The organism is Limnovirga soli (assembly GCF_013106755.1).
Lineage (GTDB): Bacteria > Bacteroidota > Bacteroidia > Chitinophagales > Chitinophagaceae > Limnovirga > Limnovirga soli.
Genome location: NZ_WHPF01000005.1, coordinates 385,372 through 410,003, shown reverse-complemented (window position 1 = coordinate 410,003; position 24,632 = coordinate 385,372). Strand labels below are relative to the sequence as shown.

21 protein-coding genes are annotated in these 24,632 nt (G+C 38.5%); 11 read left to right on the top strand and 10 right to left on the bottom strand.

From position 1 onward, the window contains the following. Positions 1-31: 31 nt before the first annotated feature. The 6 genes from GD597_RS08960 to GD597_RS08935 all read right to left on the bottom strand — a co-directional run bounded on the left by GD597_RS08960 (position 32) and on the right by GD597_RS08935 (position 6,008). On the bottom strand, positions 32-997 hold the full coding sequence (locus GD597_RS08960; RefSeq protein WP_171607491.1) for a TerC/Alx family metal homeostasis membrane protein: 966 nt from the start codon (positions 995-997) through the stop codon (positions 32-34). 31 nt (positions 998-1,028) lie between these two features. Continuing rightward, positions 1,029-2,792 (bottom strand): gliding motility-associated ABC transporter substrate-binding protein GldG, encoded by a 1,764-nt coding sequence (gene gldG, locus GD597_RS08955; RefSeq protein WP_171607490.1) that lies wholly within the window; start codon positions 2,790-2,792, stop codon positions 1,029-1,031. A 206-nt stretch (positions 2,793-2,998) separates the two neighbouring features. Then, a complete protein-coding gene (locus GD597_RS08950; protein WP_235954229.1) occupies positions 2,999-3,715 on the bottom strand; it encodes an ABC transporter permease in 717 nt (238 codons plus the stop codon). 164 nt (positions 3,716-3,879) lie between these two features. Next, positions 3,880-4,230, bottom strand: a complete 351-nt coding sequence (locus tag GD597_RS08945; protein ID WP_171607488.1) for a HesB/IscA family protein — start codon at positions 4,228-4,230, stop codon at positions 3,880-3,882. A gap of 87 nt (positions 4,231-4,317) precedes the next feature. Further along, positions 4,318-4,734 carry a Fe-S cluster assembly scaffold IscU gene (iscU, locus tag GD597_RS08940; protein ID WP_171607487.1) on the bottom strand — a complete coding sequence of 139 codons (417 nt, stop codon included), beginning with the start codon at positions 4,732-4,734 and terminating at the stop codon, positions 4,318-4,320. A 56-nt stretch (positions 4,735-4,790) separates the two neighbouring features. Beyond that, the gene (locus tag GD597_RS08935) at positions 4,791-6,008 is read right to left on the bottom strand and encodes an IscS subfamily cysteine desulfurase (protein ID WP_317170300.1); all 1,218 of its coding nucleotides are present in this window, start codon (positions 6,006-6,008) and stop codon (positions 4,791-4,793) included. A gap of 106 nt (positions 6,009-6,114) precedes the next feature. Here GD597_RS08935 and mce point away from each other — a divergent pair, with 106 nt between their 5' ends. Next, positions 6,115-6,519, top strand: coding sequence for a methylmalonyl-CoA epimerase (mce, locus tag GD597_RS08930; protein ID WP_171607486.1), 405 nt, complete (start codon positions 6,115-6,117; stop codon positions 6,517-6,519). A gap of 135 nt (positions 6,520-6,654) precedes the next feature. Here the strand turns inward: mce and GD597_RS08925 are convergent, their stop codons facing one another. Both GD597_RS08925 and GD597_RS08920 read right to left on the bottom strand, forming a co-directional pair. Further along, positions 6,655-7,875 carry an MFS transporter gene (locus tag GD597_RS08925; protein ID WP_171607485.1) on the bottom strand — a complete coding sequence of 407 codons (1,221 nt, stop codon included), beginning with the start codon at positions 7,873-7,875 and terminating at the stop codon, positions 6,655-6,657. A 177-nt stretch (positions 7,876-8,052) separates the two neighbouring features. Then, the gene (locus GD597_RS08920) at positions 8,053-9,348 is read right to left on the bottom strand and encodes an aminotransferase class V-fold PLP-dependent enzyme (protein ID WP_171607484.1); all 1,296 of its coding nucleotides are present in this window, start codon (positions 9,346-9,348) and stop codon (positions 8,053-8,055) included. A gap of 76 nt (positions 9,349-9,424) precedes the next feature. Here GD597_RS08920 and GD597_RS08915 point away from each other — a divergent pair, with 76 nt between their 5' ends. Continuing rightward, the gene (locus GD597_RS08915; protein WP_171607483.1) at positions 9,425-9,661 is read left to right on the top strand and encodes a hypothetical protein; all 237 of its coding nucleotides are present in this window, start codon (positions 9,425-9,427) and stop codon (positions 9,659-9,661) included. Between the two features lie 168 nt (positions 9,662-9,829). On the opposite strand, the gene GD597_RS08910 is transcribed toward GD597_RS08915, so the two are convergent. Then, entirely contained in the window at positions 9,830-12,946 is a 3,117-nt protein-coding gene (locus GD597_RS08910) for an AsmA family protein (RefSeq protein ID WP_171607482.1), read from the bottom strand. Positions 12,947-13,490: 544 nt separating this feature from the next. On the opposite strand from GD597_RS08910, the gene GD597_RS08905 reads away from it, so the two are divergent. The 8 genes from GD597_RS08905 to GD597_RS08870 all read left to right on the top strand — a co-directional run bounded on the left by GD597_RS08905 (position 13,491) and on the right by GD597_RS08870 (position 20,407). After that, a complete protein-coding gene (locus tag GD597_RS08905; RefSeq protein ID WP_171607481.1) occupies positions 13,491-14,801 on the top strand; it encodes an ethylbenzene dehydrogenase-related protein in 1,311 nt (436 codons plus the stop codon). 33 nt (positions 14,802-14,834) lie between these two features. Next, on the top strand, positions 14,835-15,233 hold the full coding sequence (locus GD597_RS08900) for a hypothetical protein (RefSeq protein WP_171607480.1): 399 nt from the start codon (positions 14,835-14,837) through the stop codon (positions 15,231-15,233). A gap of 10 nt (positions 15,234-15,243) precedes the next feature. Then, a complete protein-coding gene (locus GD597_RS08895; RefSeq protein ID WP_171607479.1) occupies positions 15,244-16,176 on the top strand; it encodes a DUF5777 family beta-barrel protein in 933 nt (310 codons plus the stop codon). 58 nt (positions 16,177-16,234) lie between these two features. Then, positions 16,235-16,639: a c-type cytochrome gene (locus GD597_RS08890; protein WP_171607478.1), complete on the top strand. Its 405-nt coding sequence runs from the start codon at positions 16,235-16,237 to the stop codon at positions 16,637-16,639. A 130-nt stretch (positions 16,640-16,769) separates the two neighbouring features. Next, positions 16,770-17,039 carry a hypothetical protein gene (locus GD597_RS08885; protein ID WP_171607477.1) on the top strand — a complete coding sequence of 90 codons (270 nt, stop codon included), beginning with the start codon at positions 16,770-16,772 and terminating at the stop codon, positions 17,037-17,039. 256 nt (positions 17,040-17,295) lie between these two features. Continuing rightward, positions 17,296-18,234, top strand: a complete 939-nt coding sequence (locus GD597_RS08880; protein ID WP_171607476.1) for a 4Fe-4S dicluster domain-containing protein — start codon at positions 17,296-17,298, stop codon at positions 18,232-18,234. Between the two features lie 3 nt (positions 18,235-18,237). Continuing rightward, positions 18,238-19,545: an NrfD/PsrC family molybdoenzyme membrane anchor subunit gene (gene nrfD / locus GD597_RS08875; protein ID WP_171607475.1), complete on the top strand. Its 1,308-nt coding sequence runs from the start codon at positions 18,238-18,240 to the stop codon at positions 19,543-19,545. After that, positions 19,532-20,407 (top strand): hypothetical protein, encoded by an 876-nt coding sequence (locus tag GD597_RS08870; RefSeq protein WP_171607474.1) that lies wholly within the window; start codon positions 19,532-19,534, stop codon positions 20,405-20,407. The genes nrfD and GD597_RS08870 overlap by 14 nt, the downstream gene beginning before the upstream one ends. A gap of 386 nt (positions 20,408-20,793) precedes the next feature. Here GD597_RS08870 and GD597_RS08865 read toward each other — a convergent pair whose 3' ends face one another. Continuing rightward, the gene (locus GD597_RS08865; RefSeq protein WP_171607473.1) at positions 20,794-23,763 is read right to left on the bottom strand and encodes a S8 family serine peptidase; all 2,970 of its coding nucleotides are present in this window, start codon (positions 23,761-23,763) and stop codon (positions 20,794-20,796) included. Between the two features lie 338 nt (positions 23,764-24,101). Between GD597_RS08865 and GD597_RS08860 the strand changes: the two genes are divergently transcribed. Beyond that, positions 24,102-24,515 (top strand): hypothetical protein, encoded by a 414-nt coding sequence (locus tag GD597_RS08860; protein WP_171607472.1) that lies wholly within the window; start codon positions 24,102-24,104, stop codon positions 24,513-24,515. The last annotated feature ends 117 nt before the right edge of the window (positions 24,516-24,632 follow it).

The following is a 24,632-nucleotide window of genomic DNA, read 5'->3' as shown; positions in this document are numbered from 1 at the left end:
AAATTATACATTAAGGATGCATTGTTTCCCGTTATTCAATTGATGCATCGGTTACCTCAGCTGGTACACCCTTTTTCTTAACAATCATAGAATAGAAAATAGAGCCTGAAATACATAGTAGAATTACCCCTAGAGAAATAAATACCTGAATATCCTTATCAATCCATTCGTTTATCCAATGTTCTGTAAGCATTTTAACGCCAATAAATATCAGTACTATTGCTATACCCTGCGGCAGATAATCAAATTTACTAACGGCACCCCTTAACAAAAAGAATAAGGACCTTAAACCCAATACTGCAAAAATGTTGGAGGTGTAAATAACCAGTTTATCTCTTGAAATTCCCATTACTGCAGGAATAGAATCCAATGCAAATACAAGATCTATGGAAGCCAGTAAAACCACCACTACAAATAAAGAGGTATAAATAGGCCTTCCGTTTTCATTCATAATGTATTTGCCATCTCCGTCATGCGAAGCCAGGGGAAGGTATTTTTTTAAAAACCGATAAATCTTTGTGTCGTGGGGATCCATTTCTTCATCCTCGGTGGCCACAAACATTTTATAGCCTGTATATACCAGAAAAGCACCAAAAAAGTATAGTATTGCTTCAAACCGCTCTACCACCGCTACCCCCACCGTAATAAACAATACACGCAGAATAATAGCCATTAAAACGCCTATTAATAATACCCTGGAATAGAATTTTTCCTTTACTGCAAAAGCATTGAATATAAGGATGAACACAAAAATATTATCAATACTCAAACTCCATTCCATCAGGTAAGCGCTCAGGTATTCCAAAGCATGTTTCTGATCCTGCTCTACCCACATAAATACAAAAAAGCCCAATGCGAGTGCCACCCAAAAAAAGGTTTGCATTAAAGCCTGTTTAATGGTAATGGTTTGGTTCTTTTTGCTTAATAAGCCAAGATCAAATACCAATGCTACCAATAATACCGCACCAAATACCAGATATATTACCTGCTCTGTCATACTATAAAATTAAGCTGAATTTTTTGTTATGCTAGGAAGCATATTTTTGTTTGCGTCTCCAGTGGTATATGGCACCAAATAAAAGTATCAGTAAAATTGGGGCAGCTATGTTTATTAACTGCCAGCTGGTGCGCTGTTCTGTTACTTTTTGCTTATCTAAAAGCCGTAAAGTAAAATCTTTATTGCGCGACTGAAAAATGCCATTATCGCTAACCAGGTAGTCTACACAATTCAAAAAGAATTCGCGGTTGGCAAACCTGTAATCTTCAAAAGGCAACTGCCCCATGGGCATTGGACCATTGGTACCACTTACTGCATTGGTAACAATATCGGCATCACTCATTACTACCTGTGCCGATGATTTTTCGCCTTTAGCTGCAAACGGCTTTCCGCTGGCCCGGGCAACAGAGTCTTTTATATTTTGGGTTAGCCTGTTGGCGTATAAAGAGGTAAAATTGCCTTCCAGCAATACCGCTACAGGCACATAACTTTTATTTAGCGATAACATTTCCTGCTCGTCTTTTACACTATTTAGACTTACCATAGCCGGAGAAGATAAGCACCTGCTATTTGTATCACTGGCCAGCAAAATGGTTTTTTGTATACCCGGCGCTTCAATAGTATCTATGCTGGATGGGAATATGGGTAGCACCCTATCCAGGTTTTTTGAAATGGGATTATCATTTTTTGTACTTAAAAAAGGATAATAGGGCCAGGGTACCCTTTGCATAATGGGGCTGCCGTCAGGGTTATGACCTACAACCAATGGCATTTTTGAGCAATTTAAATCCTGCAGCAAATCATCATTTATTCGGGCACCATACCTAAATAAAATATCATCAATATTCAGGTCGCGGTCGTACGCTACAAAATCGCCCTGGCTGCGCATCAGGCTGTCCAGTTCTGCATATAGTTTATCAATACACCAAATTACTTTACCTCCATTCATTACATATTGATCTATTTTCAGTTTATCCTCATCAGTAAACGCCAATGTTGGTTTTACAATAATTAATGCATTTATCTGGTCTGCATCGGGGTAACCTTGTTTTAAATCAAAAATAGCCAGCCGGTAATCATCCTGTAAACTGCTGCCCAAATCGTTTACACGTAAATCATTTACCGGCAAGGGTTCTCCGTTACCAATGGCATAAGCTACTACAGGTACAAAACTACGGGTAAGTTTATCTATGGCATTGGCAAACTTAAACTCCAATAACGCTTCGGCAGCGTTTAAAGTAGCTTCTTTATCTTCCTGCGGTATATCTGTTACTACATTAAAGTTTTTAAACACTTTACGGCTGCTGCGTAAATCTATTACAAAGGGTTTGCGGTCTTTATAGGTTACCACCGCCGCCGGTATTACCAGTTGATTAGTGGCTTTTTCGTCTGTTGCTGATATATTTTGAGTAGCATCAAAAACAACCCCAACCTGTGCCAGGCTATCGTATAGCATGGCTTTTACACTATCGGGCAAGCCTTCGCCGGGTTTTTCAAAACTTACCTGTACTTTATTATTGCTTAGGTCGCGAAATTCGTTTAGTAAATCCTGTGTGGCAATGTTTAGCTTTTTATAATCTGCCGGTAACTCGCCGGTTAAAAATACCTGTATCTGCACTGTTGAATCCAGATTTTGCAATAAGGTTTTTGTGGGTGCAGAAAGGCTAAATCTTTTTTCGGCGGTAAGGTCAATCCTATAGGTAAACAAGGTAGCTACATAAGTTACCGCCGGAAACAGTATTACTATTAGCAGCCACCAGTATTTATGTTTCAATATTTGTGTAATTACTTTCATTCTTCTTTTGTTTTTGCACCCGGCAATAGATTAAATGGCATCGCCGCTTGCGTCGCACTCTTGTGCGTTTGGTATATATTTCAACAATAGCTTTGGGTTGCAGGTTTTGATATGTTTTCTTTTCAGCCGCCACAAAGGAGGAACCCTGAACCGAGCGTGGCAAGAGTAGCTAAATAATAGCTTCAACTGCCGGCTACAAAAAGCGTTTACCTGTTGGCAACATTGCGCTGTGTAATAATCAAAAACAAGCCTATTACACCAATAAAATAAACCATATCTCTAATATCTATAACGCCCTTGCTTATATTGCTATAATGAAATTGTATACCCAACATTTCTATATAATAGGCTGTGCCGCTGCCAAATACCGGCAATTTGCTAATGGCCTGAAAACCTGTGAATAAAATAAAGGCTATAAATGCGCCACTGATAAAAGCAATAACGGTATTGTTTGTATAGCTGCTGGCACAAATACCTGCTGCGGTAAATACGGCACCCAATAATAACAGACCCATATAGCTGCCAATGGTGCTGCCAATATCTAAACCGCCGGTAGCACTTAGTGATTGTAAGGAAAAGGCATAAATAATAGTGGGTAATAAGGCCAGTAAAATAATAAGTAAGGCACCAAAAAATTTACCCCATACAATTTGCGACGGGGTTAATGGCATGGTTTTTAAGATTTCGAAAGTACCGGATTTGTATTCATCGGCCAGGCTGCGCATGGTAATGGTGGGCACCAAAAACAACAGAATATAAGGTGCCAGGCTAAAAAAACCATTTAGCGAGGCATACCCAAAATCGAGCAGGCTGGTATCGGGGAAAACAAATAGTAATAAACCATTGAGCAGTAAAAACACAATGATGGCCATATAACCGGTGGCACTACTAAAAAATTGTCGCCATTCTTTAATACAGATCATCCACATAATCTTCAAATCTATGGCAAATAACGTTTAGATGTACTGCGTTATGCGGCAGGTAATTAAACTTATCTCAATTTTAGGAAAAACGTGGTTAGATGATATTGCAATAAAAAAGCCGATGCTAAACAACACCGGCTTTTTCTATTTATTCACTCAAAACTTTACACTGCAAAACTTTCTCCGCAACCGCAACTGCGGCTGGCATTGGGATTATTAAAGTAAAATCCTTTGCCATTTAACCCGTCTGAGAAATCTAATTCTGTATTTACAAGGTATAAGAAGCTTTTTAAATCGGTAACTACTTTAATGCCTTTATCTTCAAATACCTGATCCATTGGTTTTACTTCGTTATCAAAGTCAAGCTTATAACTAAGGCCACTGCAACCGCCGCCTACTACACCAACCCTTAAAAAATAAGAATCATCACCTACCACACCGGCTTCTTCCATCAGCTTCTGCACCTTGGCTTTGGCTTTATCGCTTACATAAATTGCATTGTCTGTTGATACCATAAGACATCCTTTTGGAAATATTTTAACCCGTTTATATTGCTAAAAAGAACCGTTATCGGCTTTCAATAGCAACATTTCAAAAATGAATTAGTGAATTCTTTCTTCAAAAACCAATTGTTCTAACCCTTGCTTGGCGCGGTAATCGTTAATAGCTGCTTTAATAGCGTCTTCGGCTAATACTGAGCAGTGAATTTTAACCGGTGGCAAGTTTAATTCTTCCACAATTTCCATATTATCAATCTGTAAGGCTTCATCAACCGATTTGCCTTTTAACCATTCTGTTGCCAGTGAAGAAGAGGCAATAGCAGAGCCGCAACCAAAGGTTTTAAACTTTGCATCTTTAATAATGCCAGTGGTATCGTCTACCTCAATTTGTAAGCGCATTACATCGCCACATTCTGGTGCACCAACTAACCCAGTGCCCACATTTTTGCTTGATTTATCTAATGTGCCTACATTTTGCGGGTTAGTATAATGATCAAGCACTTTTTCTGAATATGCCATTATTGTGTGTTTTTTGTGTTATTTAATTTAATAAGTACAATGTTTATTAATTGCAATTAATGGTGTGCCCATTCAATGGTATTAATATCTATACCTTCTTTAAACATTTCCCATAAAGGGCTCATTTCCCTTAACTTGTTTACTGTATTGGTAATTTGTTCAATGGTATAATCTATTTGTTCTTCTGTGGTAAAGCGGCTTAAGCCAAAACGCAAAGAACTATGTGCCAGGTCATCGCCCAGTCCCAATGCTTTTAATACATAGCTGGGTTCCAGAGAGGCAGAAGTGCAGGCAGAACCAGAAGAAAGGGCGATATTTTTATTAAAGCCCATCAATAAACCCTCGCCTTCTACATATTTAAATGAAATATTGGAAACATGCGGTAAGCGATGTTCTTTATTACCATTCAGATAGCTTTCTTCAATTTGTAATAAACTGTTTTCCAGTTTATCGCGTAATACCTTAATGTGTGCGGTGTCTTTTTCCATATCCAACCGGCAAATTTCACAAGCCTTACCAAAACCCACAATACCTGGAACATTTAAAGTACCGCTTCTCATACCACGTTCATGGCCACCGCCATCCATTTGGGCTGTAACTTTTACACGTGGATTTTTGCGGCGTACATATATGGCACCAACGCCTTTTGGTCCGTACATTTTATGCCCCGTAAATGCCATAATATCTATACCATCTTTTTGTACATCAACAGGTATTTTACCTACTGCCTGGGTAGCATCAGTAAAAAACAGTACTCCATGCTTTCTGGCAATGGCGCTTATTTCTTTAACCGGCTGCACCACACCAATTTCGTTATTGGCATACATGATGGCAATAAGTATAGTAGTTGGCTTAATGGCTGCTTCCAGTTCCTTTAAGTCTATTAATCCATCCGGCTGTACCTGTAGGTAGGTAACTTCACCGCCTGTTTTTTCAATATGCTTACAGGTGTCTAACACTGCTTTATGTTCTGTGGTGCAGGTAATAATATGGTTGCCTTTTGTAGCATACATTTCATAAACACCTTTAATACCGAGGTTATCGCCTTCTGTAGCACCGCTGGTAAAAATAATTTCTTTGGCATCTGCCCCAACCAGTTTGGCTACCTGTTCACGGGCATAATCAACCGCCTCCTCAGCCTCCCATCCAAATGGATGATTACGGCTGGCGGCATTTCCAAAATGTTCAGTGAAATAAGGTAACATTGCTTCCAACACTCTTGGATCCATGGGTGTGGTAGCATTATTATCCAGATAAACAGGGAGCTTCAACATATAAATTTCTTTTTTAGAATAACACAAATTTAGGCCAAATGGTTTTATTTTCGTGGGCCACACTTATGCCTCATTATCTATTTCCACATATCGAAAACCATTCCACATGGAAAAAATTGAACATATTGGCATAGCTGTTAACGATTTGACAGTCTCAATTCCCCTGTTTGAAAAATTACTGCAAACCCCCTGTTATAAAACCGAATTGGTAGAAAGCGAAAGCGTACATACCGCCTTTTTTAAAACTGCCGACTCAAAAATAGAATTGCTGCAAAGCCTTAGTGCCGATGGTGTTATAGCCAAATTTATTGCTAAAAAGGGCGAAGGAATGCACCATATTGCTTTTGCAGTTACAGATATTGTTGCCGAAATGAAAAGGCTGCAGGACGCGGGTTTTGAATTATTAAATGCCTTACCAAAACAGGGAGCAGATAATAAATTGGTTTGCTTTTTACACCCTAAAACTACCAATGGAGTGCTTATTGAGATTTGCCAGGATATTAACAGTTAATATTGCCCTTTTAATAGTTCTTGTATTTGCTGCCATGAAACCAGCACCCCGAACCGAGCCCCGAAATTATCGGGGTAAACTGTGGCAAGTGCCGCTGCCCTTTTTGTTAGAGCCGGCTACATTAATATTTTCCAATCAGGCTTCTATAAAATTTAGGTCTTTACCAAAGGTTTCTTTGGTATACCATGCGGCTATAATAGCTGGCACAATTAGTATAATACCCGTTAGCCAGCCACCCATTATAAAATTGCCGGTAATATTTCTTAAGCCCTGAAATAATAGAATAATTAACGGTAACGCCCCACGTACCATATTGGGGATTGAAATAGCAGCCGTAGCCCTTAAGTTGGTGCCAAACTGTTCGGCAGACATGGTAATATACACTACCGAAAACCCGGTGCCAAAACCCAAACCCGCGCAAATAAGATATAAGCCTTGCGCTGTGGTAGCTACCTGTGCAAAGTATAAAACAATAAAAAAGATGGTAATGCCATAAAAAATAAACAGGGCTTTTTTGCGGCTCTTTAACCAATTGCTTATAAGGCCAACTGTAATATCGCCAAAAGCAATGCCCATGTATTGATACATAATGGCTTTGCCGGGGTCTATATTGGCAATGCCAAATACCTCACCAAATTTATCGGAGAAAGTAACCAGTACGCCAATTACATACCAGGCAGGCAAGCCAATAGTAACACAACGCAGGTATTTTAAAAAGCGTTCCCTATTATTAAACAGCATTAAAAAATTGCCACGAGGCACATTGCTTTTAGATAATTCTTTATACAAACCACTTTCAAAAATGCTTACTCTTAACAACAGTAATAATAATCCCATACCGCCGCCAATAAAATAACACATACGCCAGTCAAATTGCTGACTAACAAAGAAAGCAGTAACAGCGCCAAATATGCCAAAACCGGCAATTACAGCTGCGGCAATACCTCTTTTTTCTTTGGGCAACAATTCACTAACCAGAGTAATACTAGCACCCAGCTCTCCAGCAAGTCCCACGCCGGCAATAAAACGCATGATGGTATATTGCGGAACCGTAGTTACAAATCCATTGATAATATTGGCCAAAGAATATAAAAGTATCGAGCCAAATAAAACGCTAAGTCTTCCTTTTTTATCGCCCAGCATGCCCCAAAGTATGCCGCCGGCCAGCAAGCCAAACATCTGAATACTTAAAATATATTCGCCTTGTGTAAATACTTCATTGGCCGACAAGCCCAAAGCTGTTAAACTGGGCTTACGTATAATACCAAATAACAGTAAATCGTATACATCTACAAAAAAACCTAGGGCGCCTACAATAACTGGCAGAGAAAAAATTCCGGGCTGTTTATCATTCACAGTAATTCGTTTTTAAAAAGCAATCGTGCCCGCTAAAATATTATAATTAACTGGTATTGGCCCGGCAAAAAAGCAGGCAGGGCCTTTACTTGCGTCGCACTCTTGTACAGCAACAATTCTATGCAGCAAAACAGCGGTTTTTATCGTAAGTTGGTTTTAATAAATAAACGAAACACTTTACTTTTTAGCTGTGGCAATGGTAGTTATGGCATTTACCAAAACATCCAAATCGTTTAGTGTGGTATACACATGTGGGGTAATACGCACACAGCTTATGTTTTCCCATACAATGCTTACGGTATGTATTTTATATTTCTCAAACAGTTTACCATCAAGCTCAGCAGGGGTTAAACCATCCACGCTTACCCCGCAGATAGCACAGGAGTATTCAGGTTTTAGCGATGTGTGTATGCGCACACCCGGCACTTCCTTTACTTTAGACGCCCAGTATTTTTTTAAATAATGAATTCGTTCCTGTTTTCTTTTAGCGCCTATGGCATTATGGAAATTAAGCGCTTCACCAATCCCCTGTTCTATGGGGAAACTTCGGGTGCCAAGGGTTTCAAACTTTCTTATATCAGCACTTCTTGGTTGACCATTGCATAATAGCGGCCATATTTTCTCAATTTTTTCTTTGCGTATATACATCATGCCGCTGCCAATGGGGGCACTTAGAAATTTATGCAGGCTGGTACCCAGATAATCGCATTCCAGATCGGGAATTTTATAATCCAGTAAACCAAATGCATGCGCACTATCGCAAACCACTTCAATGCCATGGGCATGAGCCATACGTGCAATTTTTTGTACCGGCATAATCTGGCCTACCCAGTTTATAATATGGGTTACATGAATTACCTTGGTTTTGGGGGTAATGGCTTTTTCGTAGGCCGCTACAATGTTGTCGTCGTTTTCTATTGGAAAGTCGAAACTAATTTGGGTGTATTGTATCCCATCTCTTAAGGCCCTTTGTTTCCAGGCCTGTATCATATTGGGGTAATCTTGTTTGGTGCCAATTACTTCATCTCCGGCTTTTAAATCCATTCCAAAAATTACGGTATTTAACGCCTCGGTGGCGTTGCGGTTAATGGCAATTTCTTCGGCATCACAACCACCCAATAATGCCAGTTTGTGACGCAGCGGCTCCCGCCCCTGATCTAATATACGCCACATATAATAGGACGGACCTTCGTTACTTAGCTTGTTATACCGTTCAACTGCTTCCTGTACTACTTTGGGGGAAGGGCTAACACCGCCATTGTTTAAATTAATGATATTGGGGTTTACGGTAAATGCCTGTTGTATCACACTCCAGTAATCTTCATCTGCCGCAATAGCTTCATTGGTAAAACCCATTACGCGTTGGTTGGCACTATCAATAGAAGCTGCATGTAACTGGTTAAATAAGCTGGAAGCGGAAAATGCCCCTGCTGTAAGTGAAACTTGTTGTAAAAATCGGCGCCGGCTGTTCATACAGGATGGTTTAAAGAAGAAAGATAAAACTTTTTGCAGCCTTTTCGGTTATATCTTTGCAGTGAAAAGTGCAGCAATGAAAAATAAATTCTTCGTTTTATATCTCGTATTGTTTTTTTTGGTGGCCGCAAGTTCAACAGCTGATGCGCAATGTTCTATTTGTACAAAAACTGCTTCGCAGTTGGGTGAAAAGCCTGCCAAAGGCATGAATTCGGGTATTTTATATTTGATGTTTGCACCATTGGGTATTGCCGGCTATATTGGCTTTAGGTGGTGGAAAAGAGAGCAACTTTTTTTAGAAGGCGAAAAATAAATACTCATTTTTTTGATAATATAGTTTTGAAAAGCAGCCAATGGTTGCTTTTTTTATGCGTATTATTTTATTACCGCATGTTGTTTTGCTGCCATAAATGAGGAACCCTGAACGGATTGCGACGCAAGCGGCGATGCTATGAAATAATTAGCTGGTATTATAACTGGCCTACTCTTCTGGTGCGGTTTCTTCTAAATTATCGGCATCTGATGCCTGGCGCATTTTTATAATTGGATTATCCTGTGTGCCGGTGATGCTCATGGGTATACCAAATACACCTAATGGAGGCAAACCTAACCTAAACCGCAGATTTAAATTACCATCAAAACTTACCTGCCCTTCTAACCTGGGCCTGAAACCAAATACACGCATTTTAGTACGCTGGATGGTAATAATATTATTAGCGATAATAGTATTTATTTTTACGCCTTCGAGATTGGGGTTATTGATACTATCGCGGTTAGTGGCTTTACTTACTGCACTAAATAGCTTTAACCCGCTTACCTGTACTTTTTCAAGAGTTAGTGTTCCACCACCTTTTAGGGTAGGGTAAACTGGGTACATGTTGGCATCCAGATTGCCTTTTAAAGTATAATCGAGCGAAACTTGTCCTTTTACTTTTGCCGCTGCAGAAGCCATATCGTGAAATAACTGAATATCAGTATAGGCTTTATGGATATCGAAATTACTGGCCTTAATATGATAATTAAAACTGGCTTTTGTAGGAGAAACACTTGTATAGGAACCGCTCATTTCTATCGGTGTATTAATGAGTGTAAAGCCTGTATTTTTTATGGTGAGTGTGCCTTTGTTGAGTAATAGCTGTGCTTTTACATTTGTAAGATTGAGACCATTGTAATTGACCTTATTTGCTGTTGCCTGCATATCCATTTGCAGGTTAGCTGGAATAATTATAACGCCTGTACTATCGGCTGTTGCAATGGCTGCAGAATCGGTACCCGATGCATAGGCCATTAATTCATCGGCCACCAATTGGTTGCTGCTAAGGCTTAATTTGCCTTGCAGCGTTTCGTTATCTGCCAATGCATAATTGATAATATTGTTTACATAGCCTGTAAGCTTAAAATCGGATTTGCCATAATTACCTCGAAAAGCATCCAGCCAAATTTTATCCTGTTTAAAACTAAGTGTGCCATTGGTGATATTAAATGGCAGGGGAAACATATCGGCCTTTAGTGTAAGATCCTTTACAGTGAGGGTACCATTATTATTTAATTTATTGTAGCGGCCATTGGTGGCGTCGCTTTGTACACCTTGTAATGAAAGATTGGTTTCTACCATACCTGCCACATTATACCCTTTAACGGCAAACACCTGGTAAATTTTACCCATATCCAGCTTACCCGCTGCATTGATATTGTATTGCAGGTCATCAAAGTTTTTTAGATTGGCCTGCAGGCTAAAAGGCTGACCTTCAAATTCAAAAGATATGGGCAATATGGTAAGCGCTAGATCTTTTAATGTACCATTGGTGTTTAGCAGGTTGGCCTGTACCTGTATTTTTTGTACCGGATGGGGATAATAAGCGGTTTTAATGCTGCCATTGGTCAAATTAATCTTGGCCGTAGTAACCGGGAATAATTTTTTCTCAGGATTATATTTTCCTTTTGATTGCAGGTTAATAGAAAGTTTGCCTGCCAGTTCCATACTATCCAGCGGATAGAACTTTTTTATATCGGCCAGATTTAACAGGGTTTGTATGTTTAATTCCAGCGGCATATCGCTGGCTGCACTTAGCTGAAGATTGCCTTTAATTTCATTGTGCAAGGCCTGGGCATGCAGGTTATGAAGTATTAAAGCTGCATGTTTATAATTACTATCTGCACAGCTTGCGTTTAGTTGAAAACTGATATTATTTATTGGCTGGGGTACACCCTCGTATTTAATAAAGCCATTTTGTAAAGAACTGTTGATATGAAATACCGGTATGCTGGTAAGTATAGTATCAAAACCCCTTATAGCTTTTGGGATGATAGTAGTGGCATATTTTCCATTGGCATCTGCTGTTATTGTAAACCTGCCTTTTAGGTCGTATGGCGCCAGGCCCAGCGCTTTATCCCAGGTTTCCAGGTTAAGTGAAGCGTTTAATTTTGCCTGAATAAAAGGATTGTTTAAACCCTTAATATGTAATATAGAACTGCAGTAATCCTTATCTACATTAAAATAAAGTGAATCAATATTTACAAGTAAGCTATCCGTATTTAAACCCGGTAAAGCTGCATCAAAGTTGAGGAAGATATTATTTACAGGTACTGGCGCATTATCATAGGCAATAGCACCATCTCTAATTTTTAAATTAAACAGCAGGCTGGGCATAGTAATGGTTTCTGCAATATAGTTTCCGGTTAAGGATGCTATTACATCTGCCGTGCCATCAACTTCGGTTTTTTGTAACCAGCCTAAATATTTTGGGGGTAAGGCAGTAAACAAATCATACAAGGGTGTTGCTTTTGAGTTAATGTTAAAGTCCATTTTATATCCATTTTTCAAAAACTCAAAAACTCCGTTAAACTGAACCGGTAATTTGTTAATGCGCAAATCGTTTTTTTGAAACTCCAGCCGTAATGAGTTGGTATTAATTGCAGTAATAAGATCAGCATTTATTTTTTTTGACAGAACATAATCTTCATTGTCAAACGAAAAATCCAACGAATCAATGGCGGCATGGGTATACAGGTCAAAAATGTCTTTACTTAAATCGCCTTTACCTGTGTAATTAAATCCTTTCGCATTAATGCGCATGGGTAGCGATTGGTCGTTATAAATAAGATGACTGTTTTCTATAACTATTTTTTCAATTTTTAACGAGGTGCTGGTTGTATCGGTGTTTATGCTGGTTGAGGTATCGCCCTTATACACATTATAATTAGCCGCGCCAGCTGCATCTACCAGCACATTAATATTGGCATGGGTTAAAAAAAATTGATCTATACGCAATTGTTTTTCAAAAAGGGAGGAGATGTCAATACCAAAAGCCAGTTCATCAGCAGCAATTAAAGTGTCGTTGGCAAAGGGGGCAGACCCTTTTAGCGATACATCATACATTGTTAATGTAAGTGCCGGAAAATGATTAAAAAAACTAAGCCTCACTTTTGAAAAGTCTATTTTACCGTTAATACTACTATTGGCAAAATCCTTTATTTTATTTTCAATTGTATCAGGAAAAAAATAGGGCAGTAAAAATAGTAACAACAAAAGGCTGCCAATGCTAATGCCTGTAATTTTTGCCAGTTTACCTGCTAGTTTTTTAAAACGCATTGTCATTCGCCTTTCATGTATTGTTTGCACGAAAATACGCTTTTGCTTTTCGCCTTAAAATTTACCCCGCTTTGTTTTAATTAATTAATTGCCCTTTATCAGTCTTTTTTGGTTACCGGCTGCAGCATATTTATTTGGCTTTACTTGCCACGCTCGGTTCGGGGTTCCTCCTTTGTGGCAGCAAAAAAGCAATATTTTTTAGGTAATTGTTGCCTTATTACTGCTGAATTAGGTGCTAAACGTACAAGAGTGCGACGCAAGTAAAGTTGCCAAATTAAAAAAAGCCGGGCTCCCAAATTGGTTTTTATATACAAAAGCCAGAAAGTTTTCTACAAATACCAGCTATAAACACACGCTGAAAAAGCTTATTTGATTATAAGTGATTCATAATCAGTTTGTTAAATTTAAAAATGCGCCATGTATTCACATGACAGGTTTATGACATTTCTGCTTAATGTCATAAAATTTTATGATTCTAAACATAATAGCAGGTGTTAAATGGTGCAACATTTACATAACAAACAATAGTTATCACCATAAATATTTTAATATGAAAATTTATTCGATTGCAATACTCTCCATTTTGCTGGCAGTAGTTTTTTTAAACTGTACCAAAAAGGATCAGGTTGTTGCTGTTACAACTACAAACACAACTGATTTGGTTGCTTACAAAACAAGCAGTGCCCCGGTTATTGATGGCACTATTGATGCCATTTGGGACAATGCACAAAAACTAGCAATTACACCCACCGTACCTGATGCTGGTAATGGACTTTTTGCAGGTTATATCGGTCAAAAATTTCCCGCCACTTTACGCTCTATGTACGATGGTACCAGCATTTATTTTTTAGCCGAAGTACCAGATGATCAAAAGAATATTAAGTCATCTCCTTGGTATTTTAATACCACAACCAAATTATGGGCGCAGGAACCCACTGCCAAAACATTTGATGCAAATGGCGTTTTAACAAGAGAAGGCTTTGGTGAAGATAAATTTGCAATGCTTTGGAATGTTGATAATTCTACCCCAAAATTTAGTACCCAAACCTGTTATGCCAGTTGCCATGTATTTACGCCATACTTAGATTATTCAGTTACACCAGCAGTATTAAAATCAAATGCTGCAAGTGGTAACCATTATACAAATGGTGCCGATGAAAAAATAGATATGTGGTGGGGGCACCCAAATAGAGGCTTTGCATTCAACAAAATGGATGATAATTATCAGGATTGGGCAGGTGGACCTGCTATCACCAATTTAACTGGAGGCAATGGTAATGGCAGACATTTCGATGATTTAGTAGTATCTTCTACATCAGCTACATGGCCATTTCGCCCTGTCTACACTGCTGATGCTACCCAAGGCTCAATTAGCAACAGACAAAGTTTAAAATTAAATGGTACAGGAACAACTGTAACTGTACCTCTTTGGGTAATTCCTAATTCTACAGATGATTTTATAAAAGCTTCAGATACTCTAGCGGGTGGAGCTGCAGTTAAAATTACAGCAATAAGTTCTGATGGTGTTTTAACTTTTGCCGATGGCACAATCGACCCGAATATTAGTACAGATTATCAAAGACTAGGCTCTTCTGCAAACAGTGAGGTTGGTGCAAAATGCTTTCCAGGCAATATTGTTGCCCCTGTAAATAATGGTAGAGCAGACATAGATATGGTTGCCATTTATACCGGCACTGGTTGGATATATGAGTATAAGCGTTTATTAAAAACCAATGATGTATTAAAACAGGATATTGATTTTTCAAGCCTTGAAGATCAGCCATTTGGATTTGCTATTTGGGATAAATCCAATTATCAGCATGGTATACAACCAAACCTGATGCTGAAATTTCAAAAATAACCAGTAGTCTTATTAACAATAAAAAGAAAGATTATGCCAAAGATTCGAATAGCAATATTATCAGGTTTAACGGCCATAGTAATGCTTGCTATTTCAGGATGTTATAAGACTACAACAATTGTTAAAAACCCGGGCGCCGATATTACAGAAACACAAAGTTTTGCCAATGATATTGTACCCATTTTTACCAAAAGTTGTGCACTTAGCGGTTGCCATGTAGCAGGAGGTAAAGTACCTGATCTATCGGCCGCCAATGCCTTTAAAGCTTTAGCCGATGGAAGCTATATTAAAGCCAACGATCCTGATAACAGCGTACTGATGTTCTGGTTAACCGGTAAAAAAAGTCCCGTTATGCCACTTGGCGCCGGACCAGACGAAACCATAAATGCAAAGATTTATGCATGGATAAATCAAGGTGCTAAAAACAATTAAATCAATCAACATGAAAATAGAAAAATATTATACATTATCAATTCTAACCAGGATAAGCTTAGTGCTGTTGATTGGTTTGGCTACATGCTTTAATGAATTGATAGCACAGGACTCGGCTATTGCAGCCCCTGCACCTGTAGTAAAAAAGAAGGTTTATGTAAAAAATACCTTTGAGGATACTTACCTCATAGACAATCAAACAGTGATGGTTCCCATTAAAGGTACTTTCGAGTTTGATATTCAGCACCGGTTTGGTACGGTAGAACATGGACTAAAAGACCTGTTTGGCTTATTTGCCGGCGCCAACATGCGTTTAGGCTTTAGTTATGTGCCTAAAAAAAATCTGCAAGTTGGGTTTGGTGTAACCAACGATAAAATGCAGGTAGACCTAAGTGCCAAATATGCATTACTAAAACAAACCAAAAACAACAGCATGCCAATAAGTGCAAGCCTGTTTGTAAATACTGTAATGGACACCAGAGCAAAAAACAGCTCTTTACCTATTGTAGAATTTAGTGACCGACTCAGCTTTTTTAGCCAACTAATAATTGCCAGAAAAATTACAGAATCATTCTCTGTACAGGTGGCACCCAGCTTATCTTATTTTAATAATGTAGAAGGTTATTACGATAAAGCCGGTGTAATACAACCTAAATTCAATAATACGCATTTAGCCATCAGTTTCTCAGGCAGGTATAAAGTATCAAGGTCTATGTCACTTATAGCCAACTACGATCAGCCACTTACACAACATCCAATGAATAACCCACATCCCAATATCAGTTTTGGTTTAGAAATGAAATCAAGCGGTCACGATTTTCAGGTTTTTGCAGGCAACTATGGTTCTATTCTGCCCCAAAACAACAACCTGTTTAATCAAAACGATTTTACCAAAGGACAGTTCCTGGTTGGGTTTAACATATCAAGGTTGTGGAATTTCTAATAATAAAGCAGAACTTTATAATCAACCTTTTTAATTATTAAACAAATTATTTAAGATCATGAAAATCAAAATTCTTGTAGCATTCGCAATTGTACTTGTTGCCGTTTTAAGTTCAAGTTTCAGGTTTATTCAAACCAAACCCTGGGCCGCCCCTGATAAAGCTGCAAAAACAGCTAACCCAGTAAAATCAGATGCTGCATCTGTAGCTGCCGGCAAAGCATTATGGGCTACACATTGTGCATCCTGTCATGGTAAAACAGGCCTTGGCGATGGTAGTAAAGCTGCACAATTAGATACCCAACCTTCTGATTTTACCAAAGCTGCATTTCAATCACAGTCAGACGGTTCTTTATTTTTTAAAGTTTCAGAAGGCAGAGAAGATATGCCAGGCTTTAAAAAGAAAATTCCTGAGCAGGATGATATATGGAGTTTGGTAAACTTCATGCGCACATTAAAAAAATAGCAAATACCGCACATATAAAAAGCCTCATTAATGAGGCTTTTTATATCCTGCCAAAAATTGCCAGCTACAAAATCAATATCCAATTTAAAAAGGTATTCCAACAAGATTGCATCACATTAATACGGAAAAAATGAAAGCGCCTGTGATTGATAATTCAGAAAAAAACTCAAGAAGAAAATGGCTGTTTGGGCTAAGCGCTTTATCGCTTTTCCCCCTTTTAAAATTTGGCTTCTTCCGCAAAAAAAATACGGTAATTAGCTGTGCACCTGCCGCTGAAAAAAAAACCATGAAACTGTTAACACAGGATGGCAGGTTAGTAGAAGTAGATATGGCAAATATAAGCAGCGCCAAACAAAAAATAACCGATAAGGAATTACAGGGCTGGGTAAAAAAATCATAACAGAATTTTTGGGCCCGGCTGATGTATTGCTATTAAGCCAGGTTGCGTCGCACACTTATACTGTGGTACATAATGCAGCTGCCAGCAGCCCACACATGCCTGTTACTTCATATAACATAAGCACTGTATTTGCCCAATAGTATTGTTGCAGTACAAGAGTGCGACGCAAGAAAAGTTACATAACTGTGCATTTGCCCGGTTAAACATTTTTGTTGCTTTCACATAAAAATCAAGCGCCACTTTAAATATATTTCACATGAAAATAAATGATACTTCGAGAAGAGAATTTATTACATCGGGCCTGTTGGCAAGCCTTGCCATTGCGGGTTGCTCAACCAAAGAAAACCCGTTTGCACCAGATGAAAACGATTTGGTGCAACCATCGGGTGAGAAGGTAAAATTGCTATCGGTGGATGGCGAAATAATTGAAGTAGATAAAGCTTTTTTAAAACCTGTACCAGATTTACCTACCGTTTCTAATGAAGCGGCCAGGATTGGTATTAAGGGTAAAAAGTTTGTAATGGTAATTGATCTTTCCAGATGCAAAAGTCTAAAGAAATGCCAAACAGCCTGTAATCATATGCATCATATACATCCTGATCAAAACTGGATAAAAGTATACGCCATGCAGGATGCAGACCATACAGCACCATATTGGCAACCTACCACCTGCATGCATTGCGATGAACCGCCCTGTGTAAAAGTTTGCCCTGTAGATGCCACCTTTAAACGCCAGGATGGTATTGTATTAATTGACAGCGACCGTTGTATTGGCTGCAGGTTTTGTATGGCCGCTTGCCCTTACAGTACCCGTGTATTTAACTGGGAGGACCCCGGATTATCGAAAGAAATTGCTGATAAACCATACTCCTGCGAAACCAGTGTACCGCAGAAAACCGGTACGGTTGGTAAATGCGATTTTTGTCCGGATATGGTGCGGCAGGGTTCACTACCACATTGCGTATCTGCGTGCCCCAATGGTGTATTTATGTTTGGAGATATGAATGAAGATACCGTTAGTAATGGCCCCGAAACATTTCGCTTTAGCGATTTGATAAGAGACAAAGCTGGATACAGGTTAATGGAAGATCTTGGCACAAAACCTAGTGTATATTATTTACCACCAGTAAACAGAAATTTCCCTTTTGAAAACAAAGAAGAAGAAGGAACAGAAAAAATTAACCCAAAATCATAAACAGTGGAAAACTTAACATCACAAAAAATTACAGAAGATTTACTGCCACAGGAGTTTGGTAAACAGGGTAAGATTTGGGTGGCTTTCTTATTGGTTTTATGCGCAATTGGTGCTTATGCCTATTACCGGCAATTATCAGAAGGACTGGTTGTAACATCCATGCGGGATTATGCTTCCTGGGGAATTTACATTTCCAATTTTGTATTCTTTGTAGCCATTAGTTTAGTAGGCTCTTTAATTACAGCTGTATTACGGTTAACCAATGTTCACTGGAGCACACCCTTAACAAGGATTGCAGAAATTATTGCAGTTTCGGCCATCACATTTGCATCGCTAATAATTATAGTTGATATGGGCCGGCCTGAAAGGTTTTATAATTTGTTTTTGCATGGCCGTTTACAATCACCAATAATTTGGGACGTAATTGTAATTACTACCTATTTCTTTATTAGTATTTTACTGCTGTATTTCCCCTTATTGCCCGATTTTCAAATCTTACTAAGGTTTAAAGAAAAAACGGGAAAATCACTTAATAAACTCTATTCTTTTTTAGGTTCGTTCTGGAAAAACACACCAGCACAAATTAAGATAAGCGATAAGGCCATTAATATACTTTCAATCACAATTATTCCTGTAGCATTTTCTATACACACCGTTACCTCCTGGTTGTTTGCTACTACTTACCGGCCGGGTTGGGATAGTACCAATTTTGGTGCTTATTTTATCTCAGGTGCATTTTTGGTGGGTGCAGGTGGTGTAATTGTAGCCATGTATATTTTTCGTACGCACTATAAGCTGGAAAAATATATTACCAACGAACATTTTGATAAAATGGGTAAAATACTTGTACTGCTTGCATTGTTGTATTTGTATTTTAATGTAAACGAATTTTTGGTGCCAGCGTTTAAAATGAAAAAGTCTGAAGAAGAACATTTGGTAGGGCTATTTACCGGTGAATTTGCTCCTGTTTTCTGGTTTGCCATTACAACAGCCATGATTATTCCCATACTCATTCTCTTATTTAAAAAGGGCAGAAAACCTTTGCCTGCTTTTATTGCAGGTATACTGGTAGTAGTTGGTTCCTGGTTTAAACGATACCTGATTGTAACGCCAACATTGTTACATCCGTTTTTACCTATGCACGATGTACCACAAAATTATATGCACTATTTTCCAAGTTGGGAAGAGTGGGCCATTGCCATTGGTTCTTTAGCTGGTGCTTTATTGGTTATTACCTTCTTTGCCAGAATTTTCCCCATTATCCCCATTCATGAAACAATTATAGAAAATGAACAACATGAAAAAGCATAATCAATTATACATACTTATTGCACTGTTAAGTTGCCTCAGCTTTAATGCTAGGGCACAGGCCACTAAAAACGATCTGGTATTAAACCTTAGCTACTACAACAATAATAATCAATCGCAATATGTAATGGTGCATGCCAAATCAAAGATTGATGGAAAATTTCAGCAAATACCAGGCATAGATGTGCGCTTTTATATTACCAGCGATTCATCATCAGCAAACCTGTTGGGCAAGGCAATTACCAATGAAAAAGGAGAAGCTTTTGTGCTAATTCCACCATCTGCAAAAGATGAATGGAACAAATCGGCCAACCAAAGTTTTATTGCTGTGGCGCAGGCCTCAAAACTATACGATGAAACTAAAACCAATGTTGATATTGTAAAAGCAAAACTACAAATTGATACCAGCGCCGATAAAGTTATTACTGCAAAATTATTAGCACTAAATGATACGGTTTGGTTACCTGTAACGGGTGTAGATGTAAAAGTTGCTGTTAAAAGACTGGATGGCAATTTAAACGTAAACGAAACTGAAACTTATACTACCGACAGCACAGGAACTGTTACTGCCGAATACAAAAGAGACAGCTTACCGGGTGATGCAAAAGGCATCTTAACCCTTATTGCCACAATAGAAGACAATGATGTATATGGCAATCTTACTGTTGAAAAAGCCGTTCCATGGGGTGCTACATTTCAAAACACATCTGTATTTGATAAAAGAACATTGTTTGCCAGAAGAGGACACTCACCCATTTGGCTTGAGTTAATGGCCTACTCAATAATACTGGCGGTTTGGCTGGTAATATTTTACCTGATTATGCAGTTTATAAAAATAAAAAAACTGGGGCGACTGGCAGATTAATTTATTAGCCCGGCATTTACCTACACAATAAGCTTTACTTGCGTCGCACTCTTGTACGGCGGGTTATTATGGCGGCAAAATACAGGTATTTAAAACTTAAAATTGTTGTTTGTATAATTGGCTGTTAAAGCTGCATTACATGGTGCAGCACAATTGTGCGATGCAAGTAATGATGCCATAAAAATATTTTGCCTGGCCCCAAAAAATATAGCTATAATAATTTGAGTTAATTCAAATTATGTTAATCAATATGCGTACAGTTAGCTTGAAATTTTTTTAAGCGAAATAACAAGCTACCATTTCATTTTTAACATCGACTGGTTTCACTAAAAACAAAAGGAGACTGTTATTGCTAACAGTCTCCTTTTGTTTTGGTTGTTGTATGGTTACTGAATAATAACACTTGCACCATAAGTCTGTTGATCTTTAATGCTACTTAGTTTTACAAAGTAAACACCTTTCATATAAGTACTTGTAGGTATGCTTATACGGTTGGTCATTTTAACCGTGCTAAATACTTGACCAAAATTATTGGCAACAGTTACCAAATACGTTTTGCCATCGTTCATTTCAATATTTAACTGTGCTCCGGTTTGATAAACTTTCAATGGATTCTTAGGGAAGATTGCCGGTGTTTGAATAGTTGCCGGTGTTTTGGCAAAACCAGCTTTGTCTTTAAACTGCAGGTCAAACCTTTCACCACCTACCACTACATTTTTATCCATTTGCTGTATATCAAAATCGTATAAAATGCCGGGGCTAAATTTAAGTGGCATAATATTAAGTGTTATGCTACCCATTTGCGTAGTAGCAATTGGCACACCATAAATTTTACCTGTTGTTGCGCTAATACGAATAAGGGTATTGCCTTTATCATCCAGGTAAGTTTTGCCACCCTCTACCCTGCCGCCAGCATTAAGCCAGCCTTTGGTAAATTCGCCAAGATCAATATCCACATCGGCAACTGTAAGAATATTTTCAACGCCTTTTTCCCTTGGTACCATAAATGCCAGATCAGTGCTGGTAAAAGTTCTTCTTAATAATTTGGAACCTGTAATTAAAACCGAAGTTTTAACCAGACTAACATTTGGCAACAGATCTACTACTGATACATTTTTCCAAACGATATTATTGTTGTTTTTTACATTATCACCAAGACTGGTGGTTTCGGGTACTGCCATACCATAAGGGCTTGCAGGTGCAGTTTCAATACGGGCCAGTAAGCAAAAATGCGAAGCATCTGTACCAAAGCAAGGTTGGAAATCGGTTGGTTTTGGAGGTGTCCAGTTAAAAATATAGGTAGTTGTACCAGCGGCAGGAATTACGCCAATCAATTGGGTACCAATTTGGCCGCCAATATTAATGGTATTGCCTGCACAGTTATAGGTTGAACCGGTCCAGGGGAATGTCCAGCTTAAACCAGTGGAAGCTTTTGCCCAATAGAGTTTCAGGTTATCTGAAATACCTGAAGAAGATCCAACGCCACGGTTTCTAACTTTTACATACACATAATTTATCTGTCCGGCTTCGGGGTTTTGGTGAGTTGTACCACCATCATTTACATTTCTTACCCAAATATCAGGAGAAGTATAATAAGCAGCTGTTGAAGGGTTGGGCTCTATACCGGCATCGGCGCTTTGGTCTTTCATATACAAATCAGCCTTGGCTTTTTGCACTGCGCGGTAAAGATTTAAACGGCCATAACCCATCTCGTTACTAAAACCGCTTGCATTGTAGGTATAACCACCTACTTTATCGGCATTTTCAGTTAAAATATTAAATACCTGTTGCTGGGTTAAAGAGGAGTTTAGTGATAACAATAAAGCAGCAGCACCAGCCACTTGTGGCGTAGCGGCAGATGTTCCACCCATACGACCGGTATAAGATTGGTAATTAATACCGGCTGCAGGCAAATAAATGCCGCCAGTTTGAGGGTTATAACCAGTGGCCCCTGGAATATCCATAGACCATATTTCAAAGTTTTCAGTAGCTATCTGGCTGGTATAAGCCCTGTGAGAAGGAGCCACAATATCCACTATCTGGTTGTTAGCTGCTGCAGGCACGCTAAGTGGGCTGTAATTGGCTTGTTTGTCGTAGCGGTCTGATGCGCCTACTGTTAAAACTCCGGCAATATTTACATTGCCTGGAAAACCAATATAGCCGTTAATACCATGTACCAAATCAGCAGTGTTTTGTGCTGCAAAAACTACTACACAACCTAAACCACCACGGCCATTGGTAACAGCGTCCTGTATGGCTGTAACAATTGCAGGAATAAAGTTTGTGCTTGATGTACTATATCCCCAGCTATTGGAAATTACCTGTGCTCCATTGGTTTTGGCAAACGTAATTGCATTGGCAATATTTGCATCTGTGGCTGCACTGTTTAATATTTTAATAGGCATAATTTTACAATTAGGCGCTACACCAGAAATGCCTTCTCCATTATTTCTAGTAGCTGCTACAATACCCGAACATGCATTACCATGATTGCCATTACCCACCGGTGAAGGATCATTAACCGGACCACCGGGAGAAAAATTACTACCATTTAACCTTACCTGTCTGGCATTAGGTAAATCAGGGTGATTACTGGTAACACCTTCATCAATAACAGCTACAACAATGCTGCTGCTACCCATGGTTTTTACCCAGGCCTCAGGTGCATCAATATCTGCATCAGGTGTACCTGTATGGCCATCATTAATTACCTGACCGGTATTATTTAAATTCCACTGAAAGCCAAAAAACTCATCATTGGGTACTTGCTGTAATTCAATTTTTCTATAAAAATTAGGGTGGGCAAATTCTGCTACACCACTTTCCATAATAGTGTTGGCAATTTGTAAAGTATTGGCGGTTTTTGCTACACTAAATGTATAGAACAACTCGCCTTTTTGTACCAGCGATAATTGGTAAGTTTTCATAATACGCTCCACATCCGTGGCGGCAGTATACTTATTAAATCGTACCAATATTTCATCGGTAGCAGAAAGTTCCAATTGCTCTGCCAATGTTTTGTATAATGGTTGTACTGTGGCTATTTCTTTTTCGCTTTGCAGTTTGCGGATGGCTTCACTGGCATCTGAGCGCATAAAATCTATGATAGCTGTTCTGTCGTCTTTCCATTCTCTGGCAGAAAATCCATTTGTTTTGGCCAATTGCTCTAACCGGCTTTTAGCATTCGCTATATCTGTAAAACGCAGGGTAAACTTGCCTGGCTGGGTTTCTATTTTAATTTTTTCTTTAAACCCATAATAAAATAAATCGCTTTGTGGTTTGCCAAAGCTGCTAAATAAAATGGCTGCTACGGCCAGTACCAATGCAGATACTGATAGTACAATTTTGCTTTTCATACGTTAACTTTTAATAAATGTGTAAGATGTTTTTAAATGTTTGGTTAGCAATAAACCCTGTAGATGGGTTTACTAATTTTTGTGTGTTCAAATAGTGATTTGTGTTTTCATAATGCATTTATTTATTCTCTGAACTAATACATTTTGTTTTTTAGTGGCTCGGGGTTTTTATGTTGTATTATAATACAGCATATGCTTTAAAGGCAATGCTACAGTTGCAGGCTGTTATTATTAATCGAATTAGTTTTTGCATTGGAAACAACAAACCAAAAAATCCTTTAACATTTTTTTGAAATTATTGGAACGGTGTTTGCCAGAGTACTTAAAAAATTACCTATATGAAAAAGATCATTTTATTACTATTACTCGCAATGGGTACTGTACAATTTTCAATAGCCCAGCAAGTGGGAGTGGTTACCAGTAATAAACCTGGCTGGCATAAAATAGGCGAAGCAGTGGTAGATTTTAAAGCCGACAGAGATGCAATTATTGTTGCAGGTGCCGATAAATTTAAAGCCATAAGGCTGGTAGTTACCGATGCACCTATCAGGTTTGATGACCTGGAAGTGTATTATGAAAATGGTACCAAAGAAGATATTCAGGTGCGCAATATTTTTAAAAGCGGAGAAAAAACACGGATTATTGATTTAAAAGGGTATAACCGCAATTTGAAAAGGGTGGTATTTGTTTACCGAAGCATTCCTAATTGGCGGGGCCAAAAAGCACATGTAGAATTATATGGCTTAAAATAAATTAAACACATAGAAAAACACCAAAATAAAAAGCTTACACACATAAAGTGGTAAGCTTTTTATTTTTACTTACTAGCTGTTTTTTATTAGCCCGGCATGTATTTATGTAGTAGGCTT

What these genes read in the sequence shown, in the direction of transcription:
- iscU (WP_171607487.1), bottom strand. Translation starts at nt 4,734, where the DNA reads ATGGCATATTCAGAAAAAGTGCTTGATCATTATACTAACCCGCAAAAT.
- GD597_RS08870 (WP_171607474.1), top strand. Translation starts at nt 19,532, where the DNA reads ATGAAAAAGCATAATCAATTATACATACTTATTGCACTGTTAAGTTGC.
- gldG (WP_171607490.1), bottom strand. Translation starts at nt 2,792, where the DNA reads ATGAAAGTAATTACACAAATATTGAAACATAAATACTGGTGGCTGCTA.
- GD597_RS08890 (WP_171607478.1), top strand. Translation starts at nt 16,235, where the DNA reads ATGAAAATCAAAATTCTTGTAGCATTCGCAATTGTACTTGTTGCCGTT.
- GD597_RS08880 (WP_171607476.1), top strand. Translation starts at nt 17,296, where the DNA reads ATGAAAATAAATGATACTTCGAGAAGAGAATTTATTACATCGGGCCTG.
- GD597_RS08915 (WP_171607483.1), top strand. Translation starts at nt 9,425, where the DNA reads ATGAAAAATAAATTCTTCGTTTTATATCTCGTATTGTTTTTTTTGGTG.
- GD597_RS08920 (WP_171607484.1), bottom strand. Translation starts at nt 9,348, where the DNA reads ATGAACAGCCGGCGCCGATTTTTACAACAAGTTTCACTTACAGCAGGG.
- GD597_RS08905 (WP_171607481.1), top strand. Translation starts at nt 13,491, where the DNA reads ATGAAAATTTATTCGATTGCAATACTCTCCATTTTGCTGGCAGTAGTT.
- GD597_RS08865 (WP_171607473.1), bottom strand. Translation starts at nt 23,763, where the DNA reads ATGAAAAGCAAAATTGTACTATCAGTATCTGCATTGGTACTGGCCGTA.
- GD597_RS08935 (WP_317170300.1), bottom strand. Translation starts at nt 6,008, where the DNA reads ATGTTGAAGCTCCCTGTTTATCTGGATAATAATGCTACCACACCCATG.
- GD597_RS08910 (WP_171607482.1), bottom strand. Translation starts at nt 12,946, where the DNA reads ATGACAATGCGTTTTAAAAAACTAGCAGGTAAACTGGCAAAAATTACA.
- GD597_RS08860 (WP_171607472.1), top strand. Translation starts at nt 24,102, where the DNA reads ATGAAAAAGATCATTTTATTACTATTACTCGCAATGGGTACTGTACAA.
- GD597_RS08950 (WP_235954229.1), bottom strand. Translation starts at nt 3,715, where the DNA reads ATGATCTGTATTAAAGAATGGCGACAATTTTTTAGTAGTGCCACCGGT.
- GD597_RS08960 (WP_171607491.1), bottom strand. Translation starts at nt 997, where the DNA reads ATGACAGAGCAGGTAATATATCTGGTATTTGGTGCGGTATTATTGGTA.
- GD597_RS08900 (WP_171607480.1), top strand. Translation starts at nt 14,835, where the DNA reads ATGCCAAAGATTCGAATAGCAATATTATCAGGTTTAACGGCCATAGTA.
- mce (WP_171607486.1), top strand. Translation starts at nt 6,115, where the DNA reads ATGGAAAAAATTGAACATATTGGCATAGCTGTTAACGATTTGACAGTC.
- GD597_RS08945 (WP_171607488.1), bottom strand. Translation starts at nt 4,230, where the DNA reads ATGGTATCAACAGACAATGCAATTTATGTAAGCGATAAAGCCAAAGCC.
- GD597_RS08895 (WP_171607479.1), top strand. Translation starts at nt 15,244, where the DNA reads ATGAAAATAGAAAAATATTATACATTATCAATTCTAACCAGGATAAGC.
- GD597_RS08885 (WP_171607477.1), top strand. Translation starts at nt 16,770, where the DNA reads ATGAAAGCGCCTGTGATTGATAATTCAGAAAAAAACTCAAGAAGAAAA.